Source organism: Winogradskyella sp. 266wxhm (assembly GCF_058964685.1).
Genome location: NZ_CM179559.1, coordinates 1,870,361 through 1,892,922 on the forward strand (window position 1 = coordinate 1,870,361; position 22,562 = coordinate 1,892,922).

Here is a 22,562-nt window from a genome sequence, read left to right on the forward strand (position 1 = left end):
ACCTCTAATAATCATAATACCCATTATAACCACCTCGAGCGCTAGGCGTCACACGTTTACGATCTTTGTAAATAGCTAGATTTATAATTTCGGTAATCTGTTCTTCTAACTCTTTAGTTTTATCTACTTCAGTACCGTAGTTGCTAGATTTGTTGTAGAAATCTACTACTAATTCTTTAGGATTCTTTGGTTTTATAAAAGAAATATAATGAAGGTTTTCAGACTTGCCAGAGTATTCATCTTCCTTATCAATTTTGAAGAAATACATAACGGCATTTTTACCTTTATCAGTTACAAAATCTCTTTTAAATAAGAAATTTATAGAGTCTGTTTCCTTTTCATAACGTGCATTAGATAGTAACTTAGACTTAGCAAATTGTTGTTGGTCTATGTCTAATGAATTCATTTTGCTAAGAAGTTTAGCATCGTCTAATTCCTCTAATAACAAATATTGATTCTCTTCGTCATCAAGGATTTTTTCTTTTAGTTTCGCAGGAATAGCTTCTTTGTGTTTAGCGAGTAGAACATAGTAATCTACAAGAGCAGATTTATCATCAACATTAAGTAATTTCTCGAAGAAATCTTTTGCATTACGATCATTTCTATAAGGAAAAATCAACTTTACATAGGTTGCTAAATCATTGGAATATGAATTATAACCATAACTAGAGTTGTTACCAAGATTACGCTTCACTTCAGTCTTACCGTCGTTTATAATCTGATTTTTGTATTTAGAATACGTTTTAAGCTTTACATAGCCACTGTCTTTTACCTTAGCTAATAAATTATACAAAGGTTGTTTGTATTCTTGAATGGTGCTGTATTGCAGTATTTTTGGAAATAAAGACGCTTTAAGTTCTAAAGAATCTCTACCGTAATAATTATAGAAAATACTTCCAACTCCATTTAGTGGTAAATCGCGATCCATTAATTCTAAAGCCAAATCATAAGAATCTTTATTGTTAGATTCTAACAAACCTTCCAAAATAGCAGTTTGTGTTTGAGGGTCAGAATAGCTATCGTAATAGAGTTGTTTTATAAATTTTAGATTGTCTTTTAAATCAATTTCAATCAACTCTTCAACTAAATGCGATTTGATGTCTAAACGCTCTTTTTCGAATTCAAAGTCCTTAAGCACCGCAACAATGTCTTTGCTATTATGCTTCTTAAACTTAATGAGATTGTAAGATTCTAAAACAATACTATCGTTAGCTCTCAAAGCTTCAAAAAATTGTTTGGTTTTATCTTGAAGAACGTCCTTGCCCATCAAAGTGTCTATTGGTGTAAAGGATTCGTAAAACTCAGTCACAAATGAAGATGGGCCGCTTATAGAATCAATAAGGGTTTTAAGCTCAAAAAGTACACCTTCTTTAAGAATATTTTTCACCAAAACTTGCTTAGCACTCAAGGAATCTGTGTAACTAAAACTATAGGAATAAACCTTGTCTTTTCTAGATTTAAGACGATTTGAAATTTTGAATTTCTTGTCTGGTGAATAGTAACGTGTGGTGTAGTTCACCTTTTTGTCTACATCGCTCCATAAGCTATCAACATTATGATACATCTGCAAATCATGAAACTTGGTTCTAGAAATAGAAATTTGCTCATTCGCATTAGTAGAATATGATGTTTGCTTGGTTTTTTCTTGATAGTCTTTATCATTTTTACCATTGTTATAACCACCATTATAAGGATTAGGTATAGGTGATTTTCCATTAGTTCTAACAGAAAAATGTAATGAGGTATCTATAACCTTTTCAAAATCTTTATAATCAGTTTTATTGAATTTAAACGACTTAAAAAAGGCATCTTTTTCACCGGTATCTGTACCAACATAGCCCAATAAATAATAGCTACCATCCTTAACAATAGTTTTGAGATGTAAGTTTTTATTTGAAGTAGAATCTAAAACAGCTTGCGATTCATAAGTTTTATAACCACCTGCTTTGAAGCCACCTTTAGCTTCACTAAGCTTGTGATTTTTGTACAAGGCATGATGAAAATATTTAGCCTCAAAACTATCTTCCTCTATATACGCTAAATCTTGAAGTGCCGCTTCTTCTATAAAATAATAGGCATCGTTTTTATAACCTTCTAATATTTTTTTACCACTATTTTCCATATTAGCTGTGATGTAATATTCAGGAAAATCTACTTGAAACTTCTTATGAGGAGATACAAATAATTGGTTAGAATTTGAAGGCGTTTTTAGCGTTATAGAATTGAATATTTTGTCTTCATGTTGTAAAACAAAATCGCTTCGACCAGCAAATTTTATAATGATGATCTCTAAAGGAGTCTGATAAATATGATACTTCTGAAACTCACCTTTCTTGGTTTTGTTTACAATACTGATGCCTGGGTAAGGGTCTGTTAGTTGCTCTTTTTTAATAATATCACCAGGAATATCTTCATAAAGAAAATTGTCAATATCTTCCAAAGTCATATTATCCTTTTCATTTGGCAAATACACAAAACGACTAATTCTATTTAAGGTGAGATAAGCACCATTGGTCATATCTGGATCTAAATAATATTTCTGTCCCCCGTATGAAAATTCGCGTAACTCATCATAGGTTTTCATTTTTAGAAATCCATCAGGAGTGGCATTTAGCTTAAGCTCAGGAGCTACAAAAAGACTGTCTAGTTTTGTCTTTTCTGTTTTACTGAAATCTGTTTGCTCAGACGTTAAAGCTTTTACTTTATAACCTCTTTCACGAAGCATATTAATCATGCCCTTTTCACCTGGTAAATGTGCTGCACCTACACCTGCAAAAACAGATTTTTTCGGCATCAACTTTTGAAGTGAATTAACCATGTTTTCATTTCTAATGTAAAGCATATTTTCTCTATAGAATTCCGTATTTACACCTGCACCAATAGAATCTAATAAATCTAGATTTCTATCTCTGTAAAGGTTCTCTTGAATGAGATAAGGGTTTTCTTTAGAAAATAATTTTTGAATCCAAGGATCTAAATCTTTTTTATCTGAATTATAAGCCGCCTTGGTTGTTAGATATCTAGACTCGGCTAAATCTTCAAGCGCATAAATTTCTTTATTGTTCTTTTTTCCAGCTTGGAAAATAAACATATCAAGATAGGTTTCTTCTTCAAAATTATCAGAGGCGTTGTTTTTACGATATAGATAAGCATTTACAGCATTATTATCCATTCTTACAGAACCTCTAACAGCCATTTCTTCAGGATGCGTTAGCTTAAAAAGATTAGTGTAAAATTCTGTTCTATAGTTGTTGTAGTAAGCCATTTCGCTAACCATCATATCATAGTTAAAACCTGGCCATGTGGTTGGGTCAGATTCTAAAGCAATACAATCACTTTCTTCTAATGCTTTATAAAAAACATCATCTAAGCGAAAGGCAACTTTTTTGCTAACGTGCATGGTACCATAGAGGTAAGACGGTTTTTCAAGACCATTACCAGAAATCTCCCAAAGTAAACTTTGATATTTCTGTTGGGCAATACAGGTTATTGAAAATAAGAATATAAGGGCAGAAATAAATTTTTTCATTTGTAAAACAGAATCATAGCATGTAAAGATATTTAAATCCTTGAAATAGCCGTATTCATTATATAAAACTCGATAAAAAACAAATAGTTTAGATGTTTATCCAAAACATTAAACTAACAAAGTACAGATATATTTTATTATATAGCAATAAAGAAAACCAATACTAACAAATATTTAGTATTACGATTAGTGTTGTATTTTTGTACTGCAATTAAAAACTATGAAAAAAGGCATACTACTAGTTAATTTAGGGTCTCCAGATAGTCCAAAACCAAAGGATGTAAAAAAATATCTTGGGGAATTTTTAATGGATGAACGTGTTATCGATGTTCCATTATGGGCAAGAACACTTTTGGTAAAAGGGATAATTCTTAATACAAGACCAAAAGCGTCGGCCAAAGCCTATCAAAAAATTTGGTGGGAAGAAGGTTCGCCTTTAATTGTAATCTCTGAACGCTTACAAGAAAAAGTGCAGGAAAAAGTAGAATATCCAGTTGCTTTAGCCATGCGCTACGGAAGTATGTCAATTAAAAAAGGCTTACAAGAACTAGTTGACAAAGGTTGTACTGAGATAAAAACGGTGCCGTTGTATCCTCAGTTTGCAATGGCAACGACTGAGACTATAGATGTTTTGGTTGATGAGTTGGTGGCTAAGCATTTTCCGCAAGTAAAGATAACTAGAACACCAGCATTTTATAATCGTAAAGATTATGTTGAGGTACTTTCTCAAAGTATAAAGGAAAAGTTAGAAGGCTTATACTACGACCATATTTTGTTTAGTTATCATGGTGTACCAGAACGACACATTCGAAAAAGCGACATTTCTAATGGAAATTGTAAAATGAATGGTAAATGTTGTTTTAAAATGGGCAGTCCTCAGCACGAGTTCTGTTATCGTCATCAATGTGAAATTACCACCGTTAATGTTGCAAAAACACTTGGTCTTAAAAACGGCACATATTCAACTACATTTCAATCTAGATTAGGATTCGATCCATGGTTAAAGCCTTACACAGATAGAACCATAGAGCGAATGGGGAAAGAAGGTATAAAGAAAATGGCTATAGTTACGCCTGCTTTTGTAAGTGATTGTTTAGAAACTTTAGAAGAAATTGCGATGGAAGGAGAAGAAATTTTCCATGAGGTCGGAGGAAAAGAATTCACAGTAATTCCATGTTTAAATGATCGTGAAGATTTTGCTCAAGTTTTGGTGAATATGATAGAAGAGTGGGCAACGACAGAAAAGACATTGTAATTTAATGGCAAACGTAACATCACAAGATTTAGGAAAACAGCCGATTACAAAATTACTTGTAAAGCAAGCTGTACCTGCATCTATCGGTATCTTAGTGATGTCGTTAAATATTTTAGTAGATACCATTTTTGTTGGTAACTGGATAGGTCCAATTGCAATCGCTGCTATTAATGTAGTACTTCCTGTATCGTTTTTTATAGCAGCACTTGGTATGTCTATTGGTGTTGGTGGTTCATCCATTATATCAAGGGCACTTGGTTCAAATGATGTTTTAAAAGCCTTAAAGACATTCGGAAATCAAATCACATTGACTGTTTTAATTACAGTTGTTTTTGTTGTGTTTGGACTTTTGTATGTCAATGATATTATTCCGGCATTTGGTGGTAAAGGAGATATTTTCGATCCTGCAAAAATTTACTATAAAATAGTATTATATGGAGTGCCTGTTTTAGCACTGTGCATGATGGGAAACACTGTAATTAGGGCAGAAGGTAAACCTAAATTTGCCATGTATGCCATGATGATTCCTTCTGTTGGTAATCTTATTTTAGATTTCTTCTTTATCAATATTTTTGATTGGGGAATGGCTGGTGCTGCTTGGGCAACAACAGGATCCTACATTTTGTGCTTTTTCTTCATTCTGTGGTTTTTTCTTTCGAAAAATTCAGAATTAAAAATAAACCTTACCCATTTTGGATTAGATCTACCTGTTGTAAAAGAAATAGCATCTTTAGGTTTTGTAACACTTTCTAGACAAGCAATTGTAAGCGTTACCTACTTATTGATGAACAATATTTTATATGATCTTGGTGGTGAAACTTCCGTAACAGCGTATGCTATTGTAGGGCGTATGTTAATGTTTGCATTATTTCCCGTGTTTGGAATTACTCAAGGATTTTTACCGATTGCAGGATTTAATTATGGCGCAAAACATTATGATAGAGTTAGGCAAACTATAAATAAAGCTATAAAATATGCAGCTTTATTGGCCACGGTTGTATTTATATTTTTAATGGCTTTCCCAGAAACCATTACAAAAATGTTTACTCAAGATGCTGAAGTGCTTAAAGAAACACCATCTGCTATGCGTTGGGTATTTGCAGCAACTCCTATAATTGCGATTCAACTTATTGGAGCAGCATATTTCCAAGCCATAGGAAAAGCTATTCCGGCTTTATTATTAACCTTAACCAGACAGGGTTTTTTCTTTATTCCGCTAATATTGATTTTGCCAAACTATTTTGGCGAACTGGGAGTGTGGATTTCTTTTCCAATAGCAGATGTTCTGTCTACAATAGTGACAGCCTTTTTTCTTTACAGGGAAGTAAGGTTAAATTTAATATCTGAAGTCAATCAATAATTTTAAATCCGTAATTTTAAGCTCATAACCAACATCTTGTAATTATGCGATTTTTAAAAATTATTGCAGTCTTACTGCTTTGCGTTTTCAATTCGAGTCTTAATTCTCAAAATTTTGATGAATCTGATTATTCTGCTTTAGAATATAGACTTATAGGTCCATTTAGAGGTGGTAGAAGTGCTGCGGTAACAGGTGTTTCCAATAAGCCAAATCTATTTTATTTTGGTGCAACTGGTGGTGGAATATGGAAAACAACTAATGGAGGCCGCGAATGGGAAAATATCTCAGATGGATTTTTTGGTGGAAGTATAGGCTCTATAACGGTTTCTAAAAGTGACCCAAATGTTATCTATGTTGGTGGAGGTGAAAAAACTGTAAGAGGTAATGTGTCTTCTGGATATGGAGTTTGGAAAAGTGTTGATGCTGGTAAAACATGGAAGTCAGCTGGTTTAGAAAAATCGAGACATATACCACGTATAGCTGTTCATCCAACAGATCATAACATTGTATATGCAGGTGTTTTAGGAAATATTTATAAGCCAACTGAAGAGCGTGGTATTTACAAAAGTATTGATGGTGGTAAAACATGGAAAAAAACATTATTCTCAAATGAGAATGCTGGTGTTGTAGATTTGATTATAGATCCAACTAACCCAAGAATTTTATATGCATCAACTTGGCGTGTACAACGAACGCCTTACAGCTTAAGTTCAGGTGGTGAAGGTTCAGCATTATGGAAAAGTACTGATAGCGGTGAAAGTTGGACAGAAATATCAAATAATGAAGGATTCCCTAAAGGCATTTTAGGAATTATAGGAGTGACCGTTTCACCTATAAATAACCAACGTGTATGGGCAATTGTAGAAAATAAGGATGAAGGTGGATTGTACCAAAGTAATGACGGAGGTGAAACCTGGAAACAAGTTAATAGTGAACGTAAATTAAGACAACGTGCTTGGTATTATACCAGAGTTTATGCAGATACAAAAGATGTCAATACTGTATATGTGCTTAATGTGAGATATCATAAAAGTACTGATGGAGGAAAGAATTTCAGTACATACAATGCTCCTCATGGAGATCATCACGATTTGTGGATAGCTCCAGAAGATCCAGAGCGAATGATTATTGGTGATGATGGTGGTGCTCAAATTACTTATGATGGTGGCGAAACTTGGAGTACATATTACAATCAACCAACATCACAATTTTATAGGGTTACTACAGACAATGCATTTCCTTATAGAATCTATGCTGCGCAACAAGATAATACAACAATTAGAATTCCACATAGAACTGATGGATACTCTATTGCTGAAGATGACTGGGAAAGTACAGCAGGTGGCGAAAGTGCTCATATTGCAGTAGATCCCGAAAATGATGATATTGTGTATGGAGGTAGTTATGATGGCTTTTTAACACGAGTTAATCATAAAACAGGAACTGTAAGAGCGATTAATGTTTGGCCAGATAATCCAATGGGTTATGGTGCAGAAGGTATGAAATATCGTTTTCAGTGGAACTTCCCAATTGTTTTTTCTAGACATAATCCAAAAAGGCTATACACATTCTCTCAACATGTTCATGTTACCGAAAATGAAGGTCAGTCTTGGGATATTATTAGTCCAGATTTAACTAGAAATGATTCAGAGAAACTAAAATCTTCTGGTGGGCCAATAACACAAGATAATACTTCAGTAGAATATTACTGTACCATTTTTGCCGCAAATGAATCACCATTAAAGGAAGGTTTGCTTTGGGTTGGTAGTGACGACGGTTTGATACATATAACTAAGGATGGTGGTAAAACTTGGGATAATGTTACTCCTAAAGGTATGCCAGAATGGATGATGATTAACAGTGTTGAGCCTAGTGCTTTTGACGAAGGCACTTGCTACATTGCTGGAACAAAATACAAAACCGGAGATTTTTCGCCTTACTTATACAAAACAACTGATTACGGAAAAACGTGGAAAAAAATAACTAATGGTATTGATGAAGAGCATTTTACAAGAGTATTAAGAGAAGATCCTAAGCAAAAAGGGCTATTGTATGCAGGAACCGAAACAGGTATGTATATTTCTTTTGATGATGGTAAAAACTGGAAACCATTCCAACTAAACCTACCAATAGTACCAATTACGGATTTAACCATAAAGGATAATAATTTGATAGTTGCAACCCAAGGGCGAAGCCTATGGATTATAGACGATTTATCACTTATCCATCAGTTGTACAATACTGATTTGAGTCAAGATGTTTTGTTTAAGCCGAAAGGTACGTATAGAATGCGTGGTGGAAGCAGAAAAGGAAGCAAAACGGCAGGTACAAACCATCCAAATGGAGTTATCACTTATTTTAATTTAAAAAATTACAATGAAGAAGATGAGGTTTCGCTAACCTACTTCAATTCCCAAGGAGATACCATAAAAACGTTTTCAACAAAGGATAAGGAAAATAAACTCAAGGTAAAGAAAGGATCTAACCAGTTTGTTTGGGACATGACTTATGACGGAGCTGAGCTATTACCAGGTATGATATTATGGTGGGCAAGTTTAGAAGGTCCAGCAGCAATACCAGGTAACTATAAGGTCAGCCTAAAAGTAAATGACAAAGAACAATCACAGAATTTTGCAATTTTAGCCGATCCAAGAGCAGAAAGCACTGTTGAAGAAATGAAAAAACAGTTCAATTTTATCTCTGACGTGAATGAGACCATTGATAAGGCGCATAAATCGATTAAGAAGATTAGAAATATTTCAAAGCAATTAAAGAGTTTTCAAAAGCAATATGAAGATGATGAAAAGGTGAAAGATTTGCTTGAAAAAGCAAAATCCCTTGAAGAAAAACTGTCTGATATTGAGAAAGAACTTTATCAAACCCAAAATAAAAGCGGACAAGATCCTCTAAACTTCCCAATTAAGTTAACCAATAAATTAGGTCATTTGAACGCCTTAGTCGGTATGGGAGATTTTGCTCCAACTGAGCAAGACATAGCTGTTAAGAATGAATTGACTCAAAAAATTGAAAAACAGCTAACAGCTTTTAATAAGTTGCTCGATGAAGAAGTAGCAGCTTTCAACAACGCTTTTAATAGTAAGAACTTAAATTATTTATTCATAGACGAGTAATGGAATACTACAACTACATAAAATCTTTACACCTTATTTTTGTTATCACTTGGTTTGCTGGCTTATTCTACATTCCACGATTATTTGTGTATCAAATCGAAGCATTTCACAAACCTTCTCCCGAAAAAGAAATTTTGGGTAAACAATTAAAGCTCATGGCAAAACGCTTATGGTTTATCATTACATGGCCTTCAGCAATTTTAGCAACCCTTTTTGCTATTTGGCTAATGGTTTTAATGCCAAGTTGGTTTCAGCAAGGTTGGATGCACGTAAAACTAACGTTTGTAGTATTACTTTTTATCTACCATTTTAAAACACACATATATTACAAGCAACTACAAAAAGATGAAGTAAAAGTCACTTCAAATTTTATGCGAATTTGGAATGAAGGTGCAACATTTATTTTGTTTGCAGTAGTCTTTTTAGTGATTTTAAAAAGTACTATCAATTGGATTTTTGGGGTTGTAGGTATTATTGTGCTAGGAATCTTAATAATGCTTGGTTTCAAGCTTTATAAAAATATCCGTTCTAAAAATCCAGATGCTTAATTGGCTTGATTATTGCTATATTTAGCGCAATATAATGCTTCATGAAATTAAAAAAACTGTCTTTACGAGCTAGGATATTCACAGCCATGATACTTTTAGTGTTATTGGCTTCGGTTTTAATAGCTGCAGTTACGATTTATCAGTATAATGAAGAAGCTAAAGATTATCACGAAGAGCGTTTAGAACGTAAGGAAAGAGGTATAAGACGAAGTATAAATTTCGCTATTAGAGAAACTACCTATCCTGTCAATACGGAAAATATTCCATTAATTTTTAAAGACGAAATACACGATATTGCAGCAGTGCATAACCTGCAAATTAATTTGTATGATTTAGATGGTCAATTACTAAAGACCTCAAAAGGGGTTATTCAAAAAGATACACTTTTAAATTGTTTAGACGTTGAAATCCTCAACAGTTTAGCAAATACAGTAGATCATCGTTATGTGCAAAAAAACGAAGTTAATGGTCAAACTTTTCAGTCTTCGTATTCTTATATCACCGACACAAAATTCAAGAATTTAGCCATACTCAACTTACCTTATTTAGAAAATGATGATTTTTTAAATAGAGAATTGAAAGAATTTTTAATTAGACTTGGTTTGGCTTATTTGGTGATGATTTTGGTTGCCATAGCCTTTGCTTTTTTAATTTCAAAATACATTACAAGATCACTAAAAACCATTAGTGATAAGATGAATGAAATTCGACTTGAAAAAAGAAATACAAAAATTGAAATAGGATCGTCTAGTGAAGAGATAGAAACACTCGTTAATTCGTACAACAGTATGATTGATGAACTTGAAGAAAGTGCAGTTAAACTAGCAACTAGCGAGAGAGAACAAGCATGGAGAGAGATGGCCAAACAAGTGGCGCATGAGATAAAAAATCCGCTCACGCCAATGCGGTTGAGTGTACAGAGCTTTCAAAGAAAATTCGATCCGAATGACGAAAATATCCACCAAAAAGTCAATGAATATAGTAATACTCTTATTCAGCAAATAGATACTATGAGTTCTATTGCTTCTGCATTTTCAAATTTTGCAAAAATGCCCGCACAACAACGTGAAGTTTTAGAAGTTGTTGAGGTTGTAAAATTAGCATTAGATATCTTTAATGAAGATTATATCTATTACCTACCAGAAGAAAAAGAAATCATTGCTAAGGTAGATAAAACGCAATTGATTCGTGTTGTTACCAATTTAGTAAAGAATGGTATTCAGGCGATTCCAAACGATTCTGAAGAACCAAGAATTGAAGTACGCGTTTTCTCTGAAAAGGATGTTGTGAGAATTACCATTTCAGATAATGGTATTGGCATAGCAGAAGAAACCAAAACCAAGATTTTCGAACCAAAATTTACAACAAAGTCAAGTGGCATGGGACTTGGGCTTGCTATGGTGAAAAATATTGTGGAAACCTATAACGGAAGTATTACCTTTACATCTCAACTTGGTAAGGGTACCACATTTACCGTAACCCTTCCGAAGGAATAATTACCATTCTGAACTTGTTTCAGAATCTCACAAGAAATAATCACATCATCTAAACTTACTTTAGATAAAAACTAATATTATGAGCTACGAAAACATAACATCCGAATTTTCAAACGGAATTACAACAATTACAATTAACAGACCCAAAAAACTCAATGCCTTAAACAAGGCGACTATTCAAGAACTGCATGACGCTTTTGATGAAGCTAATAACGATGCTGACACAAAAGTTATAATCGTTACAGGAAGTGGTGAAAAAGCCTTTGTAGCAGGTGCAGACATTAGTGAATTTGCCGATTTCAATGTAGAGGAGGGTGGAAATCTTGCCGCAAAAGGACAAGCTTTATTATTTGATTTTGTTGAGCATTTAAGTACGCCAGTTATAGCTGCTGTAAACGGATTTGCTTTAGGAGGCGGTTTAGAATTGGCTATGGCTTGTCATTTTAGAGTAGCGAGTACAAATGCAAGAATGGGATTACCAGAGACTTCTCTAGGTGTCATACCTGGTTATGGTGGTACACAACGTTTACCACAACTGGTAGGAAAAGGTAGAGCTATGGAAATGGTAATGACAGCAGGTATGATTGATGCTAACCAAGCTTTGCACTATGGATTGGTAAACCATGTGGTAGAGCAAGAAGAACTAATAGAGTTTTGTGAGAAAATAGCAAGTAAAATTATGCGTAATTCATCTGTAGCCATTGCAGAAGCTATTAGAGCTATTAACGCAAACTATGAAGATGGTGTCAATGGCTTTAACGTAGAAATTAAAGCTTTCGGTAATTGTTTTGGAACCGAAGATTTCAAAGAAGGAACCACGGCATTTTTAGAAAAACGTAAAGCGGATTTTCCTGGGGGATAAGACTTTTTATAATCTACCTGAAGCTAGTAAAAAACTAAAACACCTTTCGATTTGGCAATAAATAGGTCAAATTGAAAGGTGTTTTCTTTTTACGAAAGATAAAATTAACATAATGTACGGTTTTACCGTAAAATCTACTTTAGATACCACATTAGTTTTACAAAACATTAAAAACTTAAATAATGAGACTAATAGTATTTATCCCTCTATTATTGTTAGGAGCAATATTGCAGGCACAAGAAGTAATAGAAATTGAAACCAATACAGACTATAAAGATAGACAATGCAGACATCCTGGTGGTAATACGTGTGAGATTATCATTGAGAATGGTGGTAATACTAATATAAGCTTATCAGGAAAAACACTCACGTTTAAGGTATATAGAGATAGAATAACAGAAGAGATAGATGCGGCTATATTGGGAAAAACTCTAAAGGTTGATGGCAATGACATTTATATAATGGATAATCCATTTGTTTTAAGTAAAGACTTAAGAGACGCTTTGGAACTAGTGGAAGAAACAATTATACCTTCTGGTGAATACCCAGTTATTATAACAAGTGAAATAGTAGAAATAAAATTTCTAATTGAAGAGATGAAGTAATTTAGGGATGTATTAATGGCAATATCATCCTTGTCAATATTTTAAGATGATGAAGATACATGTGTTAAATAAGTTGTTTTTAGTAGTATGCCTTTCTTGGTGTTTCTATGGTTATAGTAATAATAATCCCAATGAAGCTATTGATAAGATTTTAACTGAATTAGTTTCTGAAATAAAAGAAGTAAAATCTAGTTATGAAAAAACGAATACAATTTTATTAAAAAAACTACAAGACAATAAAAATAAATTGGAGTTATCAAATGATAATGCCGAGCAATTAGCATTATTGATAGATATAAACCAATTAAACTCTCAGCTAAATTATAATTTAAAAGTAGAAGCTGCGGATCTTAGTAAAATACGCTATATTAAAGGCTTACAGATTATTAAGATTTTATACGAAAAGACGCTGTCTTTAGATCATCATTTTTCATCTGTTGCTACATTTAATGAGATAAATAATCTAAGCAACCCTAATCATTACCCAGAGTTTTTAGAGCTTAAAGGCAGTATAAGCAGCAAACAAGATAAAAAATCTGGCTTTGATTTAACTTCCATGTTAGGTGAAAATATATACACCTCGGTTATTCACTCTTTTGTCTCTCTATTTTCAAATGATAATACAAGTAAATCTGAAAAGGAAGCGGATTTAAAGGATGTTGAATGTATTTTGGATTTTACTTTAAGAATGCATAACGATTTAAGCACCATTTATTTTGAAACTGCATTTCTACAGAAAAGTAATGCTAATGTCCTCCATGAGCTAGAGCAATTATTTGTAGACTTTACTAAACCTATCAATTATTATATTCCTTTAGCCGAATGTAGAAATAATGATGATTGGGATGTTGTAAAGGAAAATTTAAACAGCTTTATAGATGAGCTCACACGTTTTTCAAAAGATGAGGCTTTACAGTATAAAGCGCATAAAATGCGAATTAACCTTGAATTTTCAATAGATAGATTATTAAACTTTATTACAGTTTATAATGCTCATATAGACCAAGGATCTAAGTTTTATGAAAAATTCGGGATCATGTTAGATAGTTATGAAAACGAACAACAATGTGCTACAGAAATACCTTTAGAATATATAAAACTTAAAGAAAATATAGCTATAACCATAGAAAAATTTAATACTGCATATAGACCTGTAGAAATAAATGGAAGCAAAATGAAAGAGATTTTGTATGGTATTAATGAGTATGAATAACTAGTGATTTAATCGTAATTGATAAACTATTGAATAACAATTTTTTAATATGAAAAATAAAAATATTATTTTTTCAATAATTATATTTTTTATTGGATTATCGGTTTTTTCTATTGTATTGTCCTACAAAGTAATCATGAATTTTAGAAGCCATTATACTTATAATATACTAATATTTAAAGAAGATGTAGAACTGAGTTTAATTGTTATGATAGCAAATATTATTGGTGATATAGGGTTATTTACTTATCTAAATAAAAGTGAGCTTATTAATAAGATGTTCAATATTGAAAAGTAAGCAAGAGTTTTAGCAACAAATTAACATTAACAATTATATTTAGTTTAGTAAAGAAAACAAGTAACAGTTTTAAACACTTACTAATCTAAAGTTTAGAGATTTCGTATTAAAACCATTTGTTTATAACTTAAACAAATGGTTTTTTTATTTATAAAAACTGACTTTCAAATTAAAATTAACAAATTATACGGAAAACCCATAAAACCAATACGTCTTTGAAGGTTACTTTTATTAAAGAATTTGAATGCATTCGGATTTTAAGAAAATAAAATATTTAATTAAAAATCCACAAACAAAATGAAGACTAAACTAACTTTGGGAGTCGTATTAATTGCTATATTGATTTCCGCATGTACCGTTGAAGAATTACCAAATGAAGACTTTAAACTATCTGTAGAAGATCTTGAAACTATAGAATACAACACTATGTCTATGGATTCTATTGGCCAAGGTTCTGAAGGTAGTGATATTGATCCTGGAACTGGAGGAGAAGACGATCCAGATGGTGATTAATTATTGAAGTAAACTCCTTTTTTCTATTTTTAGGAAATGAAAAAAACGACTTTTTTATTTATAACCATAACAGCATGTGTTTTAATTTCTTGTAAAGAACAGAAATATAAAAGCAAAGAACCACCTATACCTTCTAGGGTGGAATCTTTGTTTAATGTAGCACATGATAATTCTATACCTACAGTAGAAAGGAAAAAGGCCATTAATAATATCGAAGACTATCTTAATCAAAGAAAAAATGATTCCACTAAAAGAAGAAATTTTTTAAAAGTTGCAAATAGGTATTATAGTATAAATGATATTGATGGTTATTTTGAAAGTGCTAAAACCGCTCATAATTTAGCGTTAAAGGCTAGAGATACATTTATAATTGCGAGAAGTAATATGTATTTCGGAAAATATTTCCTAAATCTTAAAGAAATAGATAGTGCATTTTATTACAGTTACAAGGCTACAACATTTTTCCCATCCACCAAAGATAATAATACACAGCGTAGTGCTCTTTCAAGTTTGTCACTTATCTTAAAATCTGTAAAAGACTACCCTAAGAGTGAAAAGTATGCGGTTGAGGCATTAAAAGTAGTAGAAAATGACAGTGGTTTTTTGGCTAAATATGGTGCATACAATACGTTAGGGAGATTGTTTATGGAAACAGGTAAGTATAATTTAGCTTATGATTATCATAAAAAAGCTTTAAATATCACTGATAATTTCACTAGAAAAGAAAGAACATATCAATTAAGATTGAAATCACAATCGTTATTAAACATCGGTGTTTTAAGAATGGAGCAAGGCCTATATAAGGAAGCAGAATCTTACTTTAATCAAGCTAATGATTTAGGGATTCTGTCTGTTCAGAATCCTTTGAATTACGCTTATCTTCTAGAAAATTGGGCGTATACTAACCATAATTTAGATAAGAATAATATCATGCCACTTTTTAAGAAAGCTTTAAAAATACATGATAGTTTAGATTCACCATCTCGTAGTTCTGCAGAATTATTGTTAGCAAAATATTATAAAGAAATTGACAAAGCAGACTCATCATTTTATTTTGCACAAAATGCTTATGCATCTTCTAAGAAGAATGATCAGCTGGGTGATGAATTAAAAGCTTTACATCTTATGGCGCAGACTGATAAGATAGAAAATAAAGCAAAATGGTATGAAACGTATTTGTTTTTACAAGACAGTATAACTAAAAACGAACGTCAACAACAAGAAAAATTTGCATTAATAGAATATAATACAGAGAATATAAAAAGAGAAAAACAATTTGCAGAATCTCAAAGAGACGAAGCTAACACAAGATTTTGGATTGCTTTACTCTTAAGTATACTTATAATATTCTTGGCCATAGTAATTTATGTAAATCGTGCCAGAAAATTAAAAAATAAAGAATTGCTTATTGCTCAAAAAGAGTTAGAGGCTAACGAGCATATATATAATCTTATGTTAGAAGAGCAGTTTAAAATTGAGCAAGGCAAACATTTAGAAAAAAAGCGTATTTCTCAAGAATTGCATGATGGTATCTTAGGAAGGTTATCAGGTATTAGATTAAACCTTTTTGTATTAAATAAAAGAAAAGATGAGCAAACTATTGAAAAATGTCTGCCATATATTAAAAGTTTACAAGAAGTAGAGAAAGAGATTAGAGCCATATCTCATAATCTTAGTGAAGATCTATTTTCGGATCAGATAAATTTCACTAAAATGGTTTCAGGTCTATTTGATAACATTAAAGGGCATTCTAATTTAAAGCTTAATTTATATTTCGACGAACTTATAGATTGGAAAACTATTTCTACAACAACAAAAATAGAGGTTTATCGTATTCTCCAAGAAGGGTTTCATAATATTCAAAAGCATGCTAAGGCTAGTAATGTTGTTGTGCGTATGATTCAAAACGAAACTAATATTATTATAGAGCTCATAGATGATGGAATTGGTATTTCTAAATCAGACTCATCTTCTGGCATTGGTCTTAAGAATATAAGGGAAAGGGCTGAAAAAATACATGCCGAATTAAAAATAGATTCACAACCTAATAAAGGAACAATACTTTCAATTTCTATCCCTAAAAAAAACTAGGAAAAATCTTATACTTACATTAAGTAAAGGTTAACTATCAGATATATAAAAAAAAATTCTATATTTGATTTATACCTATCTATTCTTAGACTAAGTTACTTTATGGAAGTATTGATTATCGATGACCACCCTACACAAATTGATGGCTATAAAAGTATATTATCTTTTAGTGAAATTAACGAAACTCTAGAATTTACAACCTGTAATAATTGTAGAGAAGCTCACAATCTCGTAACCGCACATCAAAATAAACATCGCTTTCATATAGCAATAATAGATTACAGTATTCCACCATTTGAAGAACAAAATCTTTTTAATGGTGAAGATGTAGCTCGATTAGTACAAACTCATTCTCCAGAAACAAAAATAGCTATTATAACTTCTCATACAGAAGCTATTGTATTGTACAATGTACTTAAGAAAGTAAATCCTCAAGGGCTCTTAGTTAAAAGTGATATCGATGGAGAAGAACTACTCGAAGCTTTTTCAGCACTCATAAAAGGAAATATGTACTATTCTGAAAGTGTTAAAAAGGCAAAAAAGACATTAATTTCTAAAGAAGAACTTTTAGATACAACTAACAGAAAAATCATTGAGTTATTGGCACAGGGTATAAAAACCAAAAACCTGCCAACACACTTAGCATTATCTCAAAGTGCTATAGAAAAGCGTAAATCTAGTATCAAAGATGTTTTGGGAATTACCAAAGGAAATGATGAGGACATATTAAGAGAAGTCCGTAAACTGGGTCTAATATAGCTACAAACTTACCCTTATTTTAAATTTTAACATATAGTACGGTTTTACCGTACCACTAACTCCTACTCTCATTTTAATTTTACAGTATCAATACGTTGCAACAGAATAAGTATTGTATTTATTGTTTAATATTTAAAATTTAATAAGATGAAAATAAATTTCAATGAAAACCAAAAACAGGTATCAAGTATCCGAAGTCAGATTAAAGACGCTAGTGATTTAAAAAAATTCGATGATTTCTTAGCAGAACATGATTCATTTGATTTTAATGATGCAAATGATGTTGCGGCAGCGAAAGGATGTTGTGGAGGTGATAAGTGTTGTACAATTACTATTGGTTTTGAATCACCAATAAAAATGGGTTGATCAGATTGTTTTTTAAAAAAAAAAGAATTTGATAAAAAAAATTTAGAAAGGGTGTAGGCCGAAAAACCTTTAAAGAGTAGGCGTAAAAATATTTAAATTATGAAAATTCAATTAGACAAGAATCAGAGTTCAATATCAAGTATTAGAAGTCAAATAACTAAATCAGACGATTTAAAAAAGTTTGATGAGTTTCTAGCAAAAAATGATTCATTCGATTTCAATGATGAAAGTGCTGTAAGTGCTGCTAGAGCATGTTGTGGTGGGGATGAATGCTGCCATATAGTTATCAATGTACCTACTTTAGATTTTAAGTAATAACTAAAACATCCAAATTATAATGTTTAAGACTTACTGTGTCCTAATTAAATACATTCAAAGATGCAGTAAGTTTTTTTTAACTAATTAAAATTTTATCCTATGAGCCTAAATATTGATCAAAAACAAGTTTACAATGAGAATGTAAATAAAATTAGAGATGATGTTTATAAAACAAAATTTGATGAAATAGAAAGTATGGGTTTATTAGGTACTTACTTAATGGTTTCAGCTAATCTCTCAACATTCATATCAGATGTTAAGAGCGACAATCATTACAAAGTAATTCAAGATATTCAATTCCATCGTTCACTATCTTCATTAGATCAGTATTATTTTCATCTTTTAGATGATCTAGAGACAAAAGACGAATTTAATACACTAGAAAAATGCCATGATGAGGGACATATTTTTGTTACATATCACACCGGCTCATACAGATTATTTATTCAAAAATTAAATAAGGAGAATATCCCTTTTTGCCTAGTTACCGAAGGTGATTATATAAAAGATCAAGGAGATGTTACTCAAACATTATTTAAAAAATTGAATAATAACAAAAGAGACTTGGAGATTCTACCAGCAGAAAACCCAAGATTAATTTTTGAGCTAATCAAAAGATTAAAACAAGGTATATCTGTTGTTTTTTATATAGATGGAAATAAAGGAGCCTCTAATAAGAGTTTAGAAGAAAATAAGAATTTATTAAAAATAAATTTTTTAAATAATCACATATATGCCAGGCAAGGTATAGCTTTTTTGTCGTACTTATCTAAAGCTCCTCTTGTTACTGCACTTACTAAAAGAGATAAAGACTTAAATAATTCTATATGTTTAAAGCCTGTTGACACATTAAAATTGATTAATGACAACGACAGAAATGGCTTTATAAATATAATTACAAAAAAATTATACGGTGAATTAGAAAGTTTTCTAAAAGAATCACCTGAACAGTGGGAAGGTTGGTTCTATATAGATAAGTTTTTTCAATATGAAGATTCTCAAAATGAAAAGCTTAAAACAAAAGTCAATTTTACTTCCGATCAAAAAATAACACTGAAAATTAATCAGTTTGTTCATCTTATAAAGCATAGTGACGAAAATATGTTTTTAGTAAGTAAGAAAGATTATAAAATCATGAAAATAACGGATTTTTTATATGAAACTTTATCATATTTCAAAACACCAAGAGTTGTTTCTTTGAACAAGATTTTGAGCATTAGGGATACGAGTATAAATTGGAGTATGCTTGAAGAATTGATAGAAATGAAATTTTTAAAATCAGTATAAATGAAAGTTTATTTGAGTCTATTATTTATGTTATATATAACTTATTCTCTTGCACAAAAGGATAATGTTATTTGGAAAAGTGAGTTGGATTTTGGAGAAGGTGTTGTATTTACTACATTTTTAAATATCGAAAAGAATGAAAACAAATATGTTATAACATCTCCTAAAAACGCCGATATTAGAATGGTTGGTGGGCTTAAGGCGAGATTAGGTCGAGCACTTGGAAAAATACCAAATCAAGGGGTTTTATTAAAAATTGAAAGTGAGCAAAATGCAGATAGTATACACGGTACAACTAAATTACCAATTTTTGGTGACTTAAAATTTAAAGGAATTCTAACTTCCCAAAATTTTAGCGGCGAATTCATAAAAGGTGATTCAATAGTAATAGGAACACTAGAGGGTGAAAAATCAAAAGACAACCATTTAGATTACTCAGACCTATACTCTAAAATTTTAAAAATTACTGAAGAGAGAATTTTTTCTAAAAATACCTTAGATAATAAAGAATGGCGTAAGTTCAAAAGCAAGTTAAAGAAGCTCTGTAATAAGTCTAAAGATGATATAGAATTTTTCATAGGATTTAATATGATAAACTCTAAGCTTCCATTTTCCCATTACAATATTTTCATTTCAGAAGAAAATCAGGTAGATAATTCAAATGAAGTTTCACCAGTAGAGCCAACTGTAATTTTTGAAGAAAAGAACCCCAAAACAGCATATATAAAGATTAAAAACTTTAGTACCACCAAACAAGAATTAAAGGAAATACTTCCAAAAATCTCAAAAAATAAAAATTATAAAAATCTTATAGTTGATTTAAGGGATAATGGAGGTGGAGGAATAGGTGCGGCATTTGAACTTGCAAAGCATATTGCATCTAAGGATATAGAGGTTGGTTATTTCGTTACCAATAAGTTGGAATATTCAGGCTTCAAACAAGAATTATTTGAAACTTTACCTAAACTTCAGCCTGAATCTACTGAGGAATTTAGTAATGACCTAATGACAGGGAGAGGAGCACATCTTATTTTTGAAAGGTCTGACTCGGAAATTTTTTCAGGCAAAATATTTGTATTGACAAATAAAAATACAGGAAGCACTTGTGAACCAATAGTGTACGCATTGAAGAATAATTTTGACGCTACTGTCATTGGTGAAAAAACAGCAGGAGCAATGTTAGCTGCTAAATGGTTTGACGTAAATGAAAAATATGTTTTAATGCTGCCAATTGCCGATTTTTATACAACCGACGGTGTTAGGTTAGATCAAAGAGGGGTATTTCCTAATATTGATGTTGAGTCAGAAAAAGCATTAGAAAAAGCATTGGAGATAATAAATACTAACACTAATAACAATAATTAATATGGATTTATTAAAAGGAGGTGCCATATTAGGTGTAATAGTAGGTTTTTGGGATAAGATAAAGACATTTTTATGGATGATTTTATCATCCTTTATACAAAAGTCTGAAATTAAGACTGAAGATGTCCATAATGAGGTTATAGGTCATTTAATAAAGAATTATAAATACCTTAAAAGCTATGACAAAGTATTTGCTTCTCAGTACGAATCCTTCAGAACTGGTAAATATGGTTTAGTTGCATATGAAAAGTTTGGAGACAAAATGATAATCTTTTTATCAGAAAAAAAATATTTCTTTAAGTTGTTCAGAGTGCCTTTCATTTTTACTAAAAATAGTATGCCGGTAGGAGGGTCAGAATCTAAAGACGGCTCAGAAGGTAATAAAAGTTGTTCTCATATTATTTCTTTAAGAGGGAGTGTAGATGTTTCTAAAATAATACAAAAATCAACAATACAGAGAAATGAGTTAAGCTGGAATATTGAAGAAGAACATGAAAGGGCTAATAGGTTTAACATTTATTATTTTCCTGAAAGGAAGGGTATTCAAGAAAATAACAAAAAACAATATGGATACGGTTACTCTTGGTTTAGACAAAATCACTATAAAATACTGACGACTAATCAAGAGGATTTAGGTAGAGAAATAAAAAATCAGAGGAGTGCTTTAGATAATTTATTTTTTCCAGATAATGTAAAACACCTAATTAATTTAATCAATGTATGGGTAAGAAGTAAAGAATGGTATAAGGAAAAACACATTCCCTGGAAGAGAGGTTGGCTTCTTTATGGAGTACCTGGTACAGGAAAAACTGCTTTGGCTAGAGCATTTGCAGAAGACTTAGACTTGCCAATTTATTTTTTCTCATTAGCCCAAATGTCAAATGAGGAACTAATTGAGTCTTGGCAGAGCATGCAATTAAATGTCCCTTGTATAGCACTTATCGAAGATATTGACAATGTTTTTGATAAACGCAAAAATATTGCCCAGTCACCTTTGTTAATGCAGGGACATATGCTTGGTCAAGGAAACAACTTAAATGGAGGGAAAGGTGAAGGGAATAATTTGAGAACACCACTAACTTTTGATACACTTTTAAATTGTATCGATGGAGTGGACAAAACAGATGGCGTTTTTACTATAATAACGACTAATGATATATCAAAAATTGATGACGCTATTGGTCAACCAAATATACTTGAAGATGGTACTCAATCATTTGTATCAAGTAGACCAGGGCGAATAGACAGAGCCATACATTTAACTTATATGACAAGTGAAAATAAAATCAAGATGGCAGAAAATATTCTTTTTGAGTTTCCAGATATGTTAAATAAAGTCTATAGTCATATTAAAAAGAACGAAAGAGAAACACCTGCTCAATTTCAAGAATATTGTACTCAGATTGCATTAGAAGAATATTGGAACATTGAAAATGATAAACAAAGAAAAGTTCTAAAGAAAATCTCATAAAATTTGTATGAGAGTAATAGATTAATCTTTTATCAAACAATATTATTTCTAAGAGGTTAATAGATATAATATAAAATGAAAAAATATATTCCCAT

The 22,562-nt window shown here is 31.5% G+C and carries 18 protein-coding genes; 17 read left to right on the forward strand and 1 reads right to left on the reverse strand.

All coding sequences use genetic code 11. The features are described 5' to 3' along the window. Positions 1-4: 4 nt before the first annotated feature. Complete coding sequence (locus AC2H4K_RS08200) at positions 5-3,529, reverse strand: TraB/GumN family protein (protein WP_281140634.1); 3,525 nt, start codon at positions 3,527-3,529, stop codon at positions 5-7. A gap of 220 nt (positions 3,530-3,749) precedes the next feature. Here AC2H4K_RS08200 and hemH point away from each other — a divergent pair, with 220 nt between their 5' ends. The 17 genes from hemH to AC2H4K_RS08285 all read left to right on the forward strand — a co-directional run bounded on the left by hemH (position 3,750) and on the right by AC2H4K_RS08285 (position 22,467). After that, entirely contained in the window at positions 3,750-4,784 is a 1,035-nt protein-coding gene (gene hemH, locus AC2H4K_RS08205; protein WP_281140633.1) for a ferrochelatase, read from the forward strand. Positions 4,785-4,788: 4 nt separating this feature from the next. Next, positions 4,789-6,144, forward strand: coding sequence for an MATE family efflux transporter (locus AC2H4K_RS08210; RefSeq protein ID WP_281140632.1), 1,356 nt, complete (start codon positions 4,789-4,791; stop codon positions 6,142-6,144). 44 nt (positions 6,145-6,188) lie between these two features. After that, on the forward strand, positions 6,189-9,275 hold the full coding sequence (locus AC2H4K_RS08215; protein WP_281140631.1) for a VPS10 domain-containing protein: 3,087 nt from the start codon (positions 6,189-6,191) through the stop codon (positions 9,273-9,275). Beyond that, positions 9,275-9,823 (forward strand): CopD family protein, encoded by a 549-nt coding sequence (locus tag AC2H4K_RS08220; RefSeq protein ID WP_281140630.1) that lies wholly within the window; start codon positions 9,275-9,277, stop codon positions 9,821-9,823. The genes AC2H4K_RS08215 and AC2H4K_RS08220 overlap by 1 nt, the downstream gene beginning before the upstream one ends. Before the next feature lie 41 nt (positions 9,824-9,864). Further along, positions 9,865-11,319, forward strand: coding sequence for a sensor histidine kinase (locus AC2H4K_RS08225; RefSeq protein WP_281140629.1), 1,455 nt, complete (start codon positions 9,865-9,867; stop codon positions 11,317-11,319). Between the two features lie 79 nt (positions 11,320-11,398). Beyond that, on the forward strand, positions 11,399-12,181 hold the full coding sequence (locus AC2H4K_RS08230) for an enoyl-CoA hydratase/isomerase family protein (protein WP_281140628.1): 783 nt from the start codon (positions 11,399-11,401) through the stop codon (positions 12,179-12,181). Positions 12,182-12,363: 182 nt separating this feature from the next. Further along, positions 12,364-12,786, forward strand: a complete 423-nt coding sequence (locus AC2H4K_RS08235; protein WP_281140627.1) for a class I SAM-dependent methyltransferase — start codon at positions 12,364-12,366, stop codon at positions 12,784-12,786. A gap of 46 nt (positions 12,787-12,832) precedes the next feature. Further along, a complete protein-coding gene (locus AC2H4K_RS08240) occupies positions 12,833-13,999 on the forward strand; it encodes a hypothetical protein (protein ID WP_281140626.1) in 1,167 nt (388 codons plus the stop codon). 136 nt (positions 14,000-14,135) lie between these two features. After that, positions 14,136-14,297 (forward strand): hypothetical protein, encoded by a 162-nt coding sequence (locus AC2H4K_RS08245; protein ID WP_281140625.1) that lies wholly within the window; start codon positions 14,136-14,138, stop codon positions 14,295-14,297. A gap of 297 nt (positions 14,298-14,594) precedes the next feature. After that, a complete protein-coding gene (locus AC2H4K_RS08250) occupies positions 14,595-14,810 on the forward strand; it encodes a hypothetical protein (protein ID WP_281140624.1) in 216 nt (71 codons plus the stop codon). Positions 14,811-14,846: 36 nt separating this feature from the next. Continuing rightward, complete coding sequence (locus tag AC2H4K_RS08255; protein WP_281140623.1) at positions 14,847-16,901, forward strand: tetratricopeptide repeat-containing sensor histidine kinase; 2,055 nt, start codon at positions 14,847-14,849, stop codon at positions 16,899-16,901. A 102-nt stretch (positions 16,902-17,003) separates the two neighbouring features. Then, entirely contained in the window at positions 17,004-17,660 is a 657-nt protein-coding gene (locus AC2H4K_RS08260) for a response regulator (protein ID WP_281140622.1), read from the forward strand. Positions 17,661-17,807: 147 nt separating this feature from the next. Then, positions 17,808-18,026, forward strand: a complete 219-nt coding sequence (locus AC2H4K_RS08265) for a hypothetical protein (RefSeq protein WP_281140621.1) — start codon at positions 17,808-17,810, stop codon at positions 18,024-18,026. 99 nt (positions 18,027-18,125) lie between these two features. Further along, complete coding sequence (locus AC2H4K_RS08270) at positions 18,126-18,341, forward strand: hypothetical protein (RefSeq protein ID WP_281140620.1); 216 nt, start codon at positions 18,126-18,128, stop codon at positions 18,339-18,341. Between the two features lie 102 nt (positions 18,342-18,443). Beyond that, positions 18,444-19,631: a lysophospholipid acyltransferase family protein gene (locus AC2H4K_RS08275; RefSeq protein WP_281140619.1), complete on the forward strand. Its 1,188-nt coding sequence runs from the start codon at positions 18,444-18,446 to the stop codon at positions 19,629-19,631. Continuing rightward, positions 19,632-20,996 (forward strand): S41 family peptidase, encoded by a 1,365-nt coding sequence (locus tag AC2H4K_RS08280; protein WP_281140618.1) that lies wholly within the window; start codon positions 19,632-19,634, stop codon positions 20,994-20,996. Position 20,997: 1 nt separating this feature from the next. Next, positions 20,998-22,467 carry an AAA family ATPase gene (locus AC2H4K_RS08285; RefSeq protein WP_281140617.1) on the forward strand — a complete coding sequence of 490 codons (1,470 nt, stop codon included), beginning with the start codon at positions 20,998-21,000 and terminating at the stop codon, positions 22,465-22,467. The last annotated feature ends 95 nt before the right edge of the window (positions 22,468-22,562 follow it).